The sequence below is a fragment of the Achromobacter sp. RW408 genome, assembly GCF_003184165.1.
GTDB lineage: Bacteria > Pseudomonadota > Gammaproteobacteria > Burkholderiales > Burkholderiaceae_B > Achromobacter > Achromobacter xylosoxidans.
Genome location: NZ_QHHO01000047.1, coordinates 333,159 through 347,670, shown reverse-complemented (window position 1 = coordinate 347,670; position 14,512 = coordinate 333,159). Strand labels below are relative to the sequence as shown.

Below are 14,512 nucleotides of genomic sequence, written 5' to 3'. Positions count from 1 at the left end.
CCGACGCCACGTCCGCCGAGGCCACGTCCGCCGAGGCCACGTCCGCCATCTTGCAGGCCTGGCGCGAGCGCGGCGACGACCGGCTCGATCCGGTCGGCTTCCAATTCATCGAGGCGCTGGCCCGGCGCGCGGCCGCCCACGCCGGCGCCGCCCGCGCCCGGCTGGACGAGCGACTGGCGCAGTTGCTGCAGGCGTATGCGGCGCGCATCGCCGCGGCCAGCGCGGCCAACGCCGCCGTCGAAGGGCTGGACGATGCCGCTGCGCCCGACGCCAGCCCCGCGCCGGCCATGGCGGTTCCCAAGCCCGCGCGCGGACCGCTGGCCGAGCTGGCGGCGTATCTCGCCTACCCTGGCGCCCCCGGCGAAGATCCCGACGCCATCGCCGCGCAGGCGCGCCGCGACGCTTATCCGGACATGCCGGTGCTGGACGGGCTGCGCGAGATCTGGTCCGGCCTGAGCGCCGACCGCCAGGTGCGCCAGTCGCAGGAGCAGGTGCACAAGAACGCCGGCCCGCTCAATTCCAACCAACTGGTGCACCGCGCCCTGTCGCTGATGCGCGAGCTGTCGCCGGGCTATCTGCAGCAGTTCGTGACCTACACCGAGGCGCTGGCCTGGATGGAACAGGTAACGGCGGCCGCCGCGCCGCCGGCCAGGGAGACGTCGCGCGCGCCCGCCAGGAAAGGCGCGCGCGCCAAGGGCCGCTAGGACACCTCCCGCCCGCAACCGCGACAGGCAACGCTGGCCATGCCGGCCCAATGCCCCGCCGGCGCGCGCCCTCAAGCGGCCTCCCGGCGCGGACCGCCCCCGCGCCGCCCTCGCCTTCAGCCCGCCTCGCGTGGCAGCCAGGCGCCATGGAAACCCGCCGGTATCCGCCGCGGCAGGCGCACCGTGGCCAGCGGCCCGGCCGTCAGGTCACGGGCATCGAGCACCACCACGTCGCTGCGGTCGCCCTCCTGTCGATAGACGCACACCAGCACCCAGCCGTCGTCCTCCGACTGCGCGCCGGGGCGCGGCACGAACACGGGTTCGCTGTTCTGGTCGCCCGGCGGCACCTCGTACCGCTGCCGCGCGCCGGTCTCCAGGTCGTAGCGCACCACCCCGCGCATCTCGCGATTGTTGGGTTGATGCACGGCGTAGGCATAGCGGTAGGCGTGGCCGGTGCGGCCATCGTTGATGCGCGGCAGTTCGATGCCGGCGTCGTCCAGCTGGCGCTCGCTGACGCCGCCGCCGGCCAGGTCGATCACGTAGCGCCACAGCACCCCCAACGGGCTGTCCTCGAAGCCCGCGCCGTCACGCGACAGCCGCAGGTATTCCGGATAGCGCACCACGTCCAGCACCAGCGTGGCGTCATCGGCCTCGTAGGCGTTGACCACGTGCTGGATGAAACACGGCGCCACCTCGAACCAGCGTACCGGCCCGCCATGGCGCGGGATCACGCCCAGCCGCGATTGCCGCTCGTCGTGCCAGCGCAGCGGCATGCGGTAGCCGCGTGACAGCATCGAGAAGTCGTAGGCCACGTTCAGGTCCAGCAGGATGCTGTGGCGGGCGGTGATGGCCATGTCGTGCATCATCGACGGCCCGGGCACCTCGATCAGCTGGTCCAGCAGCGGCCGACCGTGGGCATCCGTCACGCCATAGCGCAGCCAGGGTCGCTCCCAATGGGCGCGAAAGCTCATCAACTCGCCGGTCGCGGGATCGATCTTGGGGTGCGCGGTCATGCCGCCCGCCAGGCCGGGATGGCGGCCGCTGGCGCCCAGGAAGTCCAGTCCCGCCGTCATCGCCAGCGGCGCGCCGCCTTCGGCCAGGGCCAGGGTTTCGCCGGCATGGCGCAGCACGTTGACGTTGGGATTGGTGTCGGGCAGGTCGGCGGCCAGCGCGGGCGCGTATTCGCGCGCCCACAGGCGGGTGCGAGCCCAGCGGTTGCGGTAGCCCGTGGCGCGGCCGTCGCGCAAGGTGATGGCGTGCAGCATCGCCGGCTGCGGCCACCAGGACAGCACGTCGTTGCCCTCGAAACGGCCGCGCAGGGGGTTGGGACCGTTGCGCACCAGCGCGCCGTCCAGCTCGGGCGGCAACGTGCCCGTCACCGGCAGGTCGGTCAGGTCGGTTTCATCGGCAAGCGGCGCGGTGGCGCCGGTGTTCAGCTCGAATCGGGTCATGCCTTGCATCCTTCGGGTTGGAGAAGGATGCAATTTTTACCCGGATTAAATTATTCGTCAATATTACCCGGATTTAATTAACGCGGGTCTTCCGGGTTCATCGAGGCGTCGCGAACATACGGATCGCCTGGCTCAGGCCGCAGCGTCGCCTCGATCTCGGGCGAAAACGCCGGGATCCTGCTGGTGCGCATGACAGCCCAACGCATGATCGCGTGCAGGTAGTTGACGGGCGCCAAGATCAGGCAGGCCAGGCCCGGCTGTTGGGCATCGTTGGCGAAGATGCGCTCCTTGCTGAAGGCGAAACTCTCGCGCTTGCCGTCGACCGGCATGCAGAACAGCACCGCGTCCAGCACCGCTTGCGGGCCCTCTTCCATGTAACGGCGCAGGAACTCCCAATGCGAATATGCGTTTTCGATGCGGCTGGTGGCGATGCAGAACGCAAAGGTCTCCCTGACCGTGACCCCGTCCTGATCGAGGATCAGTCCGCGGATATCCCAGTTCAGCAAACCGAAGCTGCCCCTGCCCCGTCCCAGCGTGAAATGGATCTTGTCCCACGCTGCGGTCAGCACGGTGCCGTCCAGCCGGAACACATGCACCAGGCGGCGCTTGCGATCCAGCGCGATGGGATAGTAGGTCCAGCGGAACATTTCCTTGTGGGCGACCCAGGCGCTCGCCGCGCCCAGCGCCGCGCAAATGGCCATGCCGAAGAAGACGGCTTCCCACAGGCCGTTTTCATTGGGCAGCCGGTCCACCACCAGGATCCAGGCCAGCATCAGGACGCCGCCGATGCCGAAGGCCAGGCCGATCGCGCCCAGCAGCGCCACGAAGCCACGCCAGGCATACCAACGGTCGACCGACAGCAGGCTGTTGGAATTCATCCTCACCACGCACAGTTGCGCCAGCAGCGGGACATCCAGCCGCTTTTTCTGCAGCAGTCGGTGCTCACGGTCGAATTCCGTCAGTGGACGGTCGTTGGGAAACTTGGACATGAGTCCGTTGAAATCCATCGGGCCCCTCCTGGGTCAAGGAAAAACGCCGGCAAGGCGCCCCCCGGCACCGAGCGGGGAATACTCTCGCGTCAGGCGCAAGCGAGTCGGCGTCAACGCGCCAACTACAGGAAAAACGCAAATACCGACACGAACCCGATGGGCAGCGCCACCCAGATCAATAGCCCGAAAACGCTTACCAAGCGCCACCGGCCCAGCATATGCGGCAGCTTGCCTTCAATCGCCAAGCGCTCTTCAGGCGTGGGCGGGATAATGGGATAAGGATTCTCGCCCTCCCACTTCATCGACTCGGCCAACTCCGCCGGCAGCGCCGGACGGCGGCCGTGGCAACGGATCCAGTATTCCAGCCAATTGGGCACGTAATACATGCTGCCAAAGAACCAGAACGCCACCGACTGCAGTCCTCCCTTCAAGCGGTGCCGCCGATCGACCGAGTCCGAGAACAATTCACGGTCCATCCACGCATACGCATTGGCGCGATGATCGGGAATCAGCGCCACAGGCGGCGCCTGTGCCGGTTCCCCGTCCATGTAGCACCGAATGAATTCCCAGACCTCCCCCGCCAACTGCGGACTGGCGAACGGACTGGTGAGCGTCACGCCCGTCTTGACACGACGGCTCCCCGGCCACAGCTGCGCCACACGCAACGGATACAGCGCACCCGCGCCGGTCGTGGTGACAATCATGCGGTTGGCAACATAGGGAACAGCCTGGTCATAGTCGACCGCGATCCAGCCCGCCTTCTTTTCCCACGCGTACATGCGGCGCAGACGGCGACTGATGATCACCGTATCCGGCACGAGCGCGAACGTCAGCTTCAATGCGGTAATCAGGCCGACCAAGGCAAGGACAAAGTACAACGTTGCAAATATGAAGAAATCCTGGCCGTAGCCTCGGCCGGTGGGATCGAATTTCACGATGAAATTGATCGCGGTGAAACTCATCAGCAATCCGAACAGATAGGCTACCGCCGCCCCATACCCACGCATGGAATCCCTGGGCGATACGAGCCGCAGGCATGCCGGGGATATTTCGACGACATGATCATGGCCAGAAGGCGTCGACGTTCCACGCTCTTTTCCCACAGGCAGCAGCCAGCCCCACGCTCCGCTTTTTTCCGGAACGGAGGTGATTCCGGCCCAACCCTTGCCATGCCGTTCAGTCGCCATCGCTATCCTTGCATCACATCCCTTCTTGCTGTTTCCTGGGATACTCCTGGGGCTTGCTTCCGCGGCCATGGTGAGGCCCGGCCGGCCCTTGCTTTCCCCCACTGTCGCTCCCCGCTTCAATAGGTTACGTAAACAGCACGAACGCCACCATGGACAACACCGGCACCACCGCCCAGATGAACAATCCCACGGCATTGACCGCGCGCCAACGCTTCATCATGTGAGGCAGCCTGCCCTCGATCGCCAGTTGCTCCACCTGCGAGGGAGGGATGATGCGATAGGGATTCTCGCCTTCCCACGCCAAGGTATCGGCCAGCTCCGGCGGCAACGCCGGCTGATTGCCACGCCGTCGAATCCGATATTCCAGCCAGTTCGGCGCGTAGTAGACGCACGCGAAGAACCAGAATGACAAAGCCCCGAATGTACCTTTCAGGCGATGTTGCCGGTCCACGGACTGGGAGAACAACTCACGGTCCATCCAGGCATAGGCGTGGGCCCGATGATCCGGCAACAGCGCGACTGGCGGCAGCGTCGCGGGATCCTCGTCCATATAGCATCGGATGAACTCCCAAAGCTGGGCGGCCGACTGCGGCTGCGCGAACGGAACCGTGGGCGACACCCCGGTATTCACGCGCCGCGTTCCGGGCAGGAACTCCACCACCCGCAACGGATAGAGGACATTGGACCCGGTCGTGGTCGTCATCCTCAGCTTGGGCACAAACGGGGTCGCGCGATCGTAGTCGACCGATTTCCACCCCCCCTTTTTTTCCCAATAGTAGATACGGCGCAAGCGCCGGCTGAAGATGACCGAGTCAAATACCTTGGAGAAAGTCAGTTTGGATCCCGAGATCAGGCCAACCAGGGCAAGCACAATGCTCAGCGCCAAAACCAGAAGGAAATCGACCGAATCGTATCCACGCGTGGAAGCGTCGAACTTGACCATGAAGAACACCGCGCCAAAGGCCATCCATACGCCCAACGCGTAGGCGCCCACCGCCGCGAATCCACGCAAGGCATCCGACGGGGTTTGCAGACGTAGGCAGGCCGGCGAGATTTCCACCACCGTGCCATGCGCGGCCGGCGTCTCCTTCCTCGGTGCACCGCCAACGGGCAGCAACCATCCCCAAGCCCCGCTTTCTTCAGGGACGGTCTTTCCCGAATACCTCATCGATCCCGCTTTGCTCGTCAGATGCATGCCGTCTACTTCCCCCGCCTCCAAGTCCGCCCCTACCAGTTCGACACGACAACGCCGAGGAAAGACAGCGGTAAGGCAACCCACAGCGCCAAGCCGAAAATACTCGCCAGCCGCCATCGCCTTTTCATGGACGGCAGATTCCCGGCCCGCGCCAGCAGTTCTTCCTGCGTCGGCGGGACGATTCGATACGGGTTGTCGCCTTGCCAGCCCGCCACCGCCGCCAATTCCGCCGGCAGCGCAGGGCGGCGTCCGAATCGGCGAATCCAGCACTCCATCCAATTCGGCAGGTAATAGGCGCCGCTGAAGGACCAGAACGCGAACGGCCGCACCAATCTGTGGTGACGATCGATCGCGTAGGGAAACAGTTCTCTGTCCATCCATGCATACGCGTTGACGCGATGATCCGGCACCAACGCCACCGGCGGCAATGCCGCGGGTTCGGCGTCCATGTACAAGCGGATAAACTCCCAAAGCTGCGCCGCGGCTTCCGGACGATCAAAGGGCGCGGTCAGCGCCACGCCCTTGAGGATGCGGCGCGAATCGGGCGCGATCTCGACGACACGCAATGGATAGGCCGCGCCTGCCCCGGTCGCGGTGACCACGTGATAATTGCCCACGTAGGCCAGCGCACGGTCAAAGTCGACCGACGTCCAGCCGGTCCGTTTTTCCCACGCATACAAGCGCCGCAGTACGCGACTGACGATAGTGGTCTCCTGGATGGGTGAAAAAACCGATCGATAAGCGCAGACCCAGCCGATCAACGCACAGACGAGATAACCTGCCATCATGACCGCAAGGCCCGTATCCAGGGTGGTCCTACCCATACGGAGATCGATCAGCGCGGTGAGAAACAGCAATGTCAACCCAACCGCCGCCGCCAACGAGACGCAGGCCACGTAACCGCGAGACGCCTCGAAAGGCCCCGTCAGACGCAAGCAGGCCGGCGTCAATTCAGTAACCATGCCCTCGGCGGCCGGCTGCACGCCAGATCGTCCCGACAGCAGCCAGCCCCAGGTGCCGGTGCGTTCCGGCAGTTCTTCCAGATCGCTATTTTTTCTAGTAGTTGTCAACGGAGAGCTACCACTGCGCTACCGAGACGCCGACGAACGCCAGCGGCAGGAAGCTCCAAAGCAATATCCCCCAAACACTGACCCGCAGCCACCGCTTCTTCATATGCGGCAATTTCCCCTGCATCGCCAGCGTCTCCTCGGGCGTCGGCGGCAATATGCGATAAGGGTTCTCGCCCTCCCACTTCAGCGCCGCGGCCAGTTCCGATGGCAGCGCCGGTCGCCGGGCATAGCGACGGATCCAGTACTCCATCCAGTTCGGCAGGTAGTACACGCCGCTGAAGAACCAGAAGCCGAATGCGGTGTAGGCATTGGTCAGATGGTGTTGCCGATCGATCATGTCGGGATAGAGTTCACGGTCCATCCATGCAAAGGCGTTCGTGCTGTGATCCGGGGTCAGCACAACGGGAGGCACTTCAGCCGGCGTGTCGTCCATGTAGCGGCGGATGAATTCCCAAACCGCCGCACCGGTCTGCGGCGCCGCATACGCGCGCGTGGGCGCGACAAATCGAGCGATCCGGCGGGATCCTGGCACCAGTTCCACCACTCCCAACGGATATGAGGAGGAAGCGCCAGTGGGCGTTACCGCCTTGAAATTGGAAACGAAGGCGACCGCGCGATCATAATCAACGCCGACCCACCCGGTCCTCTGATTCCACGCATAGATGCGGCGCAGGCGCCGGCTGATGATGGTTGTGTCCTGGAGCGGGCGGGTGATGATGCGATAACCGATCCACAGTCCCAGCAGGGCCAGCGCCGCTCCGCCCCCGACCACCAGGAGATATGGCCCTCCATAGCCTCGATCGGCCACGTCGTAGATCATCGCGAAATTCAAGGCGATGAACGCCATGGCCAGGCCAAACACGATCGCGGCCGAAGCCGCGATGCCACGCATGTTCTCGACCGAACTCGTCAGCCGCAAACAAGCCGGGGTAATCTCCACCACGCTGCGGTAGGGGAAAGCGTCAATCGATGACCGACTCCTATCGGAAGGGGCAGGAAGCAACCATCCCCATCCTCCGCTTTTTTCCGGGACGGCCGTAATGCCCGCCCGACCTTTGTCCTTGCTCGCGCTCATCAGATATAGACCCCGGACAAGAAACCGGTTTCCATATCCGGGCGCTGTTGTTGATCAGGCCAATACCTGACTCTCATGCAATAAGAGCCGCCAACGCCTCGCAACGCCAGAAACACACCGCTCAAACGAGCGCTCTTTCCCGCCGGGTCCAACTGCATCTGCAAGTTCCTGAATCGAGGAGTTGGAAAAAACACCGGATAATCCGTTGAGGTCGGAGCTGCCGCACCCTTTTCCAAGATCATCGTCCGGAAAACTCGCTCTCCAGCTCGCTCATTTCGATAGAATTCCACCAAGATTTTGCTCCCATGCGAGTATATCGGTACGTTGATGCTGTATTGAATATCAACATAGCCGGGCGGCTCGGCTCCCACAAAAAAGCGGCCGCTGGCAACAAGAATGATGCGCTCCAACGCCTGCACTTCGTCGCTGAGCGTCGCAAACGGCTGCGCCGGGCTGCCAGGCTTGCCCTGCGCCCCTTTAGTGGCAAACGGGTTGTTTTGGATACTGGCGGCCTGAGCCCGTTTACCAAATATCCCGTTATCCAACCAATACTCCACCGGAACGAGGTTGGACTCATCGGTCCCGGCAGCATTGACGGCAGTCCAAATCGCTACCCCCAACGCGGCCACCAAAAGCAGCGCCCATCCGACTGGCCCCATCGTAACGCCGAGCAAAGTGAAGCCCGCCCCGCCCACTGCCGCAGAGCCGGCAGCCATGGTTACGCCATACGACGCGACACCGGAGACCATCGTGGCAAAGCCTGACGCCATTGACCAATACGCGGATCGCTCGTTGGTGCGTTGCGCCAGTTTCACTGAAGCACTGAAAACCGTGGCCACCCCCTCTAGCAGTCCGGCAAATAGTCCCAGGACAGCGCCGCGACGCACAAGGGCTTCGCCGACTTCCTTGGATGCAAGCGCAACGATAGTACCTGTCATGTCGTAGCCCACGCTAACGACGGCCATGGCATTGGCGGTAGCCCCCGCTCCACTTGCAACACGGTCATAGCCAGATGCGTCGTCTTTGAGCATCGCGCTCAACGAGCTCATGGCGCCCTGAACTTGGAAAAACATGATGCCTGCGGCCAGACCTGTGCCCGCATACGACCCCATCATCGCCACCCGTCCCTCGAGAAATGGATTCACTCGGGCGGCGCCTTGTACCGGCAACTCGATATGCTGAAATGGCGTTCCGCCCGCGAGCAGCTTGCTCAGGGTTTGTCCCTCCTCCATTTTTTGGAACGTAAATGCGACCACTCCGGCCACTGCGCCGCGATCATTGGGCAAGTCCAGATAAACGCCTCGGCCAACGCTTTCGGACAGGGCCAGGCCCTTCTGCCCGAGGTTGCCTGGCTGGGCCAGGTAACCGCGACCGGCGGGCAAACCGCCAGACATCGAAATGGGCGCGAAACCCTTTACGGGTTTGGTCGCAGCCTCTTCGAACATATTCTTGATGGCCGCAAATGGTCCAGTCACCATCGCAGGCCGCACCAGAAGGTCCTCACGCGTCACCAAGGTCAAGGCAATGCCTCGCATGAGCCGGTTGAAGGTTTTCGGGTCATCCGTCATCAACCTGGACAATTGGCCCGTCACGGTATCGACCAGCGCGGCCGTGGCCTCGTTATATCGTCGTTTCGCCCTAAGGACTTCGCGCAACTTGTCGATTTTTTCGGCGCCTTTGCCAAGGTAGCTTTCGGCTACCACTCTGGCCGCACTGACCATGGAGATGGACTCGTCGACAGATGCGGTATCCGACAGCAATTTCCAAAGATCGAAATTCCCCGCAGCGATGCTTCGATAGAACCAGTTGTCCGGATTATCGATCGGCATCTTCCATACTTCAGCCCAAAGCCCCTCTCGTTCGCGTCGGGTCTGACCAGAACCCGCGACGCACGAAGCAACCATACGCTCGCGCCGCACTCCAGCGAGCTCATCGCGGTCGCAGAAGTCATACCTCTGCTGCGCCCTCCAGCCCTTGCAAGCGCTCCAAGTGCAGAACAATGCGCTGTTGCTTTCGATCTGATTGGCCAGCGATTTCATTCCCTCGCTGTTCGCAAGCGCCGCTTTCCACGCCGCGGTATCAATATTCCGCTCATACCGATCCGGGCCATAATTCGCCGCCCAGAATGGTCCCGGATTGGCTTTCGCACTGAGGAACAACCCCTGAATGAGCTCCGCCACCACTCGCTTGCGCTTGAGGTCGGGATCAGTGGCGCCCTCAAGCATGGCTCCCCGCGCCGCCGCGATATTGCGCCGCAGATTCAACTCCTGCACGATCCCCACCGGATCCGGCAGCACCAGCCCCACTCCCCACTGCAACGCCGGTAGTTTCGAATTCACCGCCCACATGAACGACGTCAGCAACTGCGGTTCCGGCTCGGCGCGCAGCTGCAGCGGGTTGTGCAGCCCCGCGTTCAGGCAGCGCTGCACGTCCGCCGGCGCGTAGTCGGCGACGATCTCCGTGATGTCGGGCATGGTCAGCTTGCAGGTATTAGGCGCGGTGCTGCCCGGCCCCACCTTGCCGTCGGCAATGTCCTTGACGTTCAGTTCGGTCATCCGCGCCGTGCGGCAGCCGTCCTTGTCGTCTTCGTAATCCTTGCGGGTCTCCCTGTCCCAGACGTAGCGGCTGTAGGCGATCCAGACCTTGGGGCTGCGCACGTGATCGATGGTGATGAACTGCGTGGCGGTGTTGTTGTGCCCCTCCGACGAGCAGGCCTCGGACAGCGGCTTGGTGGTCTCGGCGTCTTCCGGCATCTTGGCGACCGGGATCTTGCGGTAGTAGCCCTTCTTGTCGAGCAGGTAGCCGTCCCAGGTCTTGTCCTGCTTGAGCACGTACAGGTAGCCGGCGGCGGGCACGCGCACGAAATAGGTTTCCACCGGCAGCCCGGCGGGGTCGAAGCGCGGATCGAACAGCCGCACCTTGGCGTGCGCGTTCAGCTTTTTTTCCAGCCAGGTGCTGTACATGCGATGGGCGGGAATCTCCCATTGCGTATTGCTGGCGCCGCCATGCTCGCTATTGGCCCAGGCTTCGCGCACCATGGGGCGCGGCAACGGCGCCGGCACCAGCGGCATGATCGCCACGCCGCCCTGCTTGTCGCAGTTGATGCACTTGCCCTTGGTTTCGCCGCAGGTATTCGCCGCGGCGGCGCAGCGCGCGTTAGAAAGCTCGGCCATCCCTCACCTCTGTCTGCTCCGATTCGGATGCCGCGCCGGTCCATTGCCGCACGCGGTTCCATTGTTCTTGCGTGATGTCGTTCAAGGCCGCCACCGCCGCGATGCCATTGGCCTGCATGGTCGCCATGGCGTGGCGGATGTCGGGGTGCTGGTCGAAATGCGGGTGCACCAGCAGGCCGTGCAAGGCGTAGTCGACGATGTCGGTGTCCGTCTCCAGCCCCCAGCGCGCCTGGGCGCGCGCCACCAGCCGGTCGGCGCGCGCGCGCAGGCGGGACTCGCCCATGTCGTGGCCAGCCTCGGCCAGGGCGTCGAGCGCCTGGTTGACCCAACCGGCGCGTTCGAGCACGGCGCATTGCGCGCGATCGAGCACCAGCGGCGCCGCCGGACCGGCCTGCGGCGCGCCAGCGGCCGCCGACCGTTCATACTGGAGCGCCAGCTCGCCGGCGGCGCGGCCCGGCCGCCAGCAGGCCCGGACCGGCGCCAGCCATTGGGCCATCTGGTCTTCGGACAGCACTTCGGCTAATACCTCGGCCACGCGCGGGTCCCAATGACGCAGCGTCACGGGGTCAGCGCGGTCCGGCACCAGGCAGCGCGCCATGCGCGCCAGATGCCGGGCCAGCGCGGCGGGCGCCACCGGGCTGGCGATCCAGCCGCAGATCGGCCGATGGGTCCGGCCCGGGCCGGCGGCCGCGCACGCCGCTTCGACGGCCAGTTCGATCGCATCGTCGCGGCCGAACTCGCCCAGTTCGAGCAGGTAGGGGCAATGTTCGGCCAGGAAGCGGCTGCGATCCAGGGGCAACGCGACGGCCTGCCCCCGGCGCCTGGCATGGGCCAGCGGATCCTCGATGGTGGGGTCGACCAGAACGTACAGCCGGTCTTGCGGCAGGCCCGAGGCGGCGGCCAGCAGTTGTTGGTAGAGCCGCGAGACGACGGCCCGGTCCGCGTCGCGCGGAAAGTCGCCGTCAAACAAAGGCCGACCCTCCCGCCGCGGCGCTGTTGACCTTGCTTGGGCAATCCTTGAATTCACCCGAGGGCGGGGCCAGGTTGCCGCTCGCCGTCTGCGGCCCGACCCAGCTGTGCGCGCCGGCCTTCAACTCGACCTTGCCCGGCGCATGCAGCTGGATGCCGCCGCCCTCCAGCCGCAGATAGGCGCCGGCGGCCGTGGCCAGCACGCGCCGCTTGCCCTCGACCAGCACGTTGGCGCCGGCGGAGGCGAAGGTCACGGCTTTTTCGGCGCTCAGGGTCATCCTGGCGTCCTGGCTGTGCAGGCGCAGCTTGCCCCCGGCCGCATGCAGGCGCAGGCCCGCGTCCTTGACCGGCCGGCCGCCGCCGGCGGCGTGGCCGGCCGTGAACAGCAAGGCGCCGCCCGCCACGCCCACCGCCAGGTGCGCGCTGCTGGCCCAGTTCACGTCCGGCGCGATCTGCGCGAAGGTGGCGCCGGCCACCAGGAAAGCATTGGCCGGCGTGTACTGGCCGATGCCGCTGGGCGCGCTGACCTGGATGTGCGGTTCGCTGTAGGCCGCCACCTTGACGGCGGCGCCCTGGGGATTGGGATCGTCCTGGGTGGCCTCGACCACTTCCAGGATGTGTTGCAGGCCCTCTTGCGCCGGCAGCGCTTGCGGGTCGCCGTCCAGGATGGCCTTCTGCCTGACCGCGACGTCGGCCAGTTCCCTGGCCGCTTCCAGCGCGGCCTCGATCTGCTTGGATGCCTCGGCGCTGTCGAGCAGCGGCCCTTCGGCGTTCTCGCGCAGATCGGCGCTCAGCAGCAGCCCCGAGCCGCCGCGCAGCGCCACCGCCTCCTTGGTCGACAGCTCGGCGCCATGGCCCAGGTCCTGCAGCCGCTCGTTGTCGCGCTGCTGCTTGACGTGGCCCAGGTTCAGGCGCGCATCGGCCTGGGTGGTCGAGGCGGTCAGGCGCGACTGGCCCGGCGTGTCGTCCTGCACCAGCTGGTTGTAGCCGCCGGTGCCGGCGCCGCTGCTGGCCAGGGCCTGGGTCTTGAAGCCGGACATCACCGCGTTGTGGGCGTGGCCCTCGTTGGCGCCGGCGAACCAGGCCGGCGCGTTGCCGGTGGCGTTGGCGCCGCCCGCCTGCACCTTGTTGTGCGAGGCATCCTCGGCGCCTTCGCCGTTGTAGAGCGCGCCCACCACCACCGGCCGGTCGATGTCGCCATGCAGGAATTCCACCAGCACCTCCTGGCCCACGCGCGGCACGAAATGGCCGCCCCAGTCGCCACCGGCGACGGGCTCGGCCACGCGCACCCAGGCGCCCAGTTCATCCTTGGCGGGCGCGTTCTCGTCCCCCGAAGGATGCGCCATCCGGCTGCTGGAGGCCTTGCCGCGCTGCCAATGGAACTGCACCTTGATGCGGTGGTCGCGGTCGGTGTGCACCGGTTCCTCGGCGCCGATCACCAGGGCGGTCTGCGCGCCGAACACGGTGGGACGGGGGTGCAGGCGCACGCCATGGCCATCCTGCGTCGCGGGGCGGAATTCGGTGTCGCTGCCGATGCAGGTGAAGGCGTTGCGATAGAAATCGGCGTCGTCGCTGTCGCCGCCCCCCAACGCCTCGCTCACGGCGCGGCCGAGGTCGGCGTCGAAGTTGTTGCGGGCCTGGTGCGTGATGGCGATCACCACGAAGGCGGACGCGCCGCCCTGCTGGTAGTGGCCGGTCAGCTCGAAACGCTGCCCCGGCGCCAGCGTGCGCACGGTGCCCGCGCCTTCGATGCTCTGCTGGCGCACGCGCAACGCGGCCAGCGCGTTGTGCGCCAGCCGCTCGCCCTGGGCGCTGTCCTCGTAGGCGTACTGGCCGGGATAGTCGTCGCTGACCAGCTCGATCGCGTTGGCCAGCTTGCCGGCGTCCGCCTGCGCCGAGACCGGCCGCGCCTGGGCGCTGCGGTAGTCCCAGCTGGCCATGCGCACGGCGTTGGTCTGCCAGCGCTGGCGCGGACTCCAGCGCTGGATGCTGTCTTCGGTTTCGGTGACGTCGGCGCGCGCGAAACGCACGCTGGCCTGCGGGCCGGGCTTGAAGGCGCCGTTGTGGTCGGCGATGACCAGGGTATGGCCGTCGTCGGCGTGCTCGACCCAGTAGAACAGGCCCTCTTCGGCCAGCAGGCGCTCGACGAAGGCGTAGTCGGTTTCGCGGTACTGGATGGCCAGGCTGCGCTTGGCGTAGGCGGCGCGGTCCTTCACTTCCCAGCGCCATTGCGGCGCCAGCGTACCCTGGCCCTTGTAGTCGCCGAAGATGCTGTCGACGATGTCGATCACCGTCTTGTCCTGGTAGGCGAAGCTGTCGCGCCGCGCCCGCAGGAACGCCAGCCACGGCTCCACGGTCAGCCCATAGCGCGCCAGGCCGCCATTGGCGCCCAGGAAACGCACCGCCGTGGCGTGGCCGTGCCACAGGCGCGGCTGCTCGCGGTCCAGCGCGGTCTGCAGGCGCAGGGTGACGGGCTGGCCCATCAGGGCCTTCAGCGGGATATGCGCGTCGTCGGACAGCGCGGTGATCTCCAGGCGATAGGCGCCGCCGCTCAATTGTTCGGTGGCCGACAGGGTCTCGGCCACCAGGCGGTTCTCGCCCAGCGGCGTGCGCAGGTCCAGCAGGCGGTTGGCCTGCGCGATGCCGGCGGTCGACAGGCGGGACAGTCCGGAAGAATCCTGGGGCATGATCGCGGCTCC

At 65.7% G+C, this 14,512-nt stretch carries 10 protein-coding genes; 1 reads left to right on the top strand and 9 read right to left on the bottom strand.

Annotated features, from left to right (window positions below; all coding sequences use genetic code 11):
* Positions 1-704, top strand: a 704-nt coding sequence (locus DK459_RS17715) for a DUF2894 domain-containing protein (protein ID WP_370445601.1), incomplete at its 5' end; no start/stop codon positions are given.
* Positions 705-820: 116 nt separating this feature from the next.
* Here the strand turns inward: DK459_RS17715 and DK459_RS17710 are convergent.
* The 9 genes from DK459_RS17710 to DK459_RS17670 all read right to left on the bottom strand — a co-directional run bounded on the left by DK459_RS17710 (position 821) and on the right by DK459_RS17670 (position 14,500).
* Positions 821-2,155, bottom strand: coding sequence for a carotenoid oxygenase family protein (locus DK459_RS17710; protein WP_110134952.1), 1,335 nt, complete (start codon positions 2,153-2,155; stop codon positions 821-823).
* A 77-nt stretch (positions 2,156-2,232) separates the two neighbouring features.
* Positions 2,233-3,144 (bottom strand): DUF6708 domain-containing protein, encoded by a 912-nt coding sequence (locus tag DK459_RS17705; protein ID WP_233256822.1) that lies wholly within the window; start codon positions 3,142-3,144, stop codon positions 2,233-2,235.
* A gap of 122 nt (positions 3,145-3,266) precedes the next feature.
* Positions 3,267-4,331 carry a hypothetical protein gene (locus DK459_RS17700; protein WP_223308488.1) on the bottom strand — a complete coding sequence of 355 codons (1,065 nt, stop codon included), beginning with the start codon at positions 4,329-4,331 and terminating at the stop codon, positions 3,267-3,269.
* A gap of 124 nt (positions 4,332-4,455) precedes the next feature.
* Positions 4,456-5,526 (bottom strand): hypothetical protein, encoded by a 1,071-nt coding sequence (locus DK459_RS17695; protein ID WP_223308489.1) that lies wholly within the window; start codon positions 5,524-5,526, stop codon positions 4,456-4,458.
* Between the two features lie 32 nt (positions 5,527-5,558).
* On the bottom strand, positions 5,559-6,596 hold the full coding sequence (locus tag DK459_RS17690; protein ID WP_233256821.1) for a hypothetical protein: 1,038 nt from the start codon (positions 6,594-6,596) through the stop codon (positions 5,559-5,561).
* Positions 6,597-6,603: 7 nt separating this feature from the next.
* Positions 6,604-7,671, bottom strand: a complete 1,068-nt coding sequence (locus tag DK459_RS17685; RefSeq protein WP_223308491.1) for a hypothetical protein — start codon at positions 7,669-7,671, stop codon at positions 6,604-6,606.
* On the bottom strand, positions 7,671-10,844 hold the full coding sequence (locus DK459_RS17680; protein WP_054449396.1) for a toxin VasX: 3,174 nt from the start codon (positions 10,842-10,844) through the stop codon (positions 7,671-7,673). Before DK459_RS17680 ends, DK459_RS17685 begins: the two co-directional genes overlap by 1 nt.
* Positions 10,828-11,814: a DUF4123 domain-containing protein gene (locus DK459_RS17675; RefSeq protein WP_038503732.1), complete on the bottom strand. Its 987-nt coding sequence runs from the start codon at positions 11,812-11,814 to the stop codon at positions 10,828-10,830. The genes DK459_RS17680 and DK459_RS17675 overlap by 17 nt, the downstream gene beginning before the upstream one ends.
* Complete coding sequence (locus tag DK459_RS17670; protein ID WP_110134950.1) at positions 11,807-14,500, bottom strand: type VI secretion system Vgr family protein; 2,694 nt, start codon at positions 14,498-14,500, stop codon at positions 11,807-11,809. The genes DK459_RS17675 and DK459_RS17670 overlap by 8 nt, the downstream gene beginning before the upstream one ends.
* Positions 14,501-14,512 lie beyond the last annotated feature (12 nt).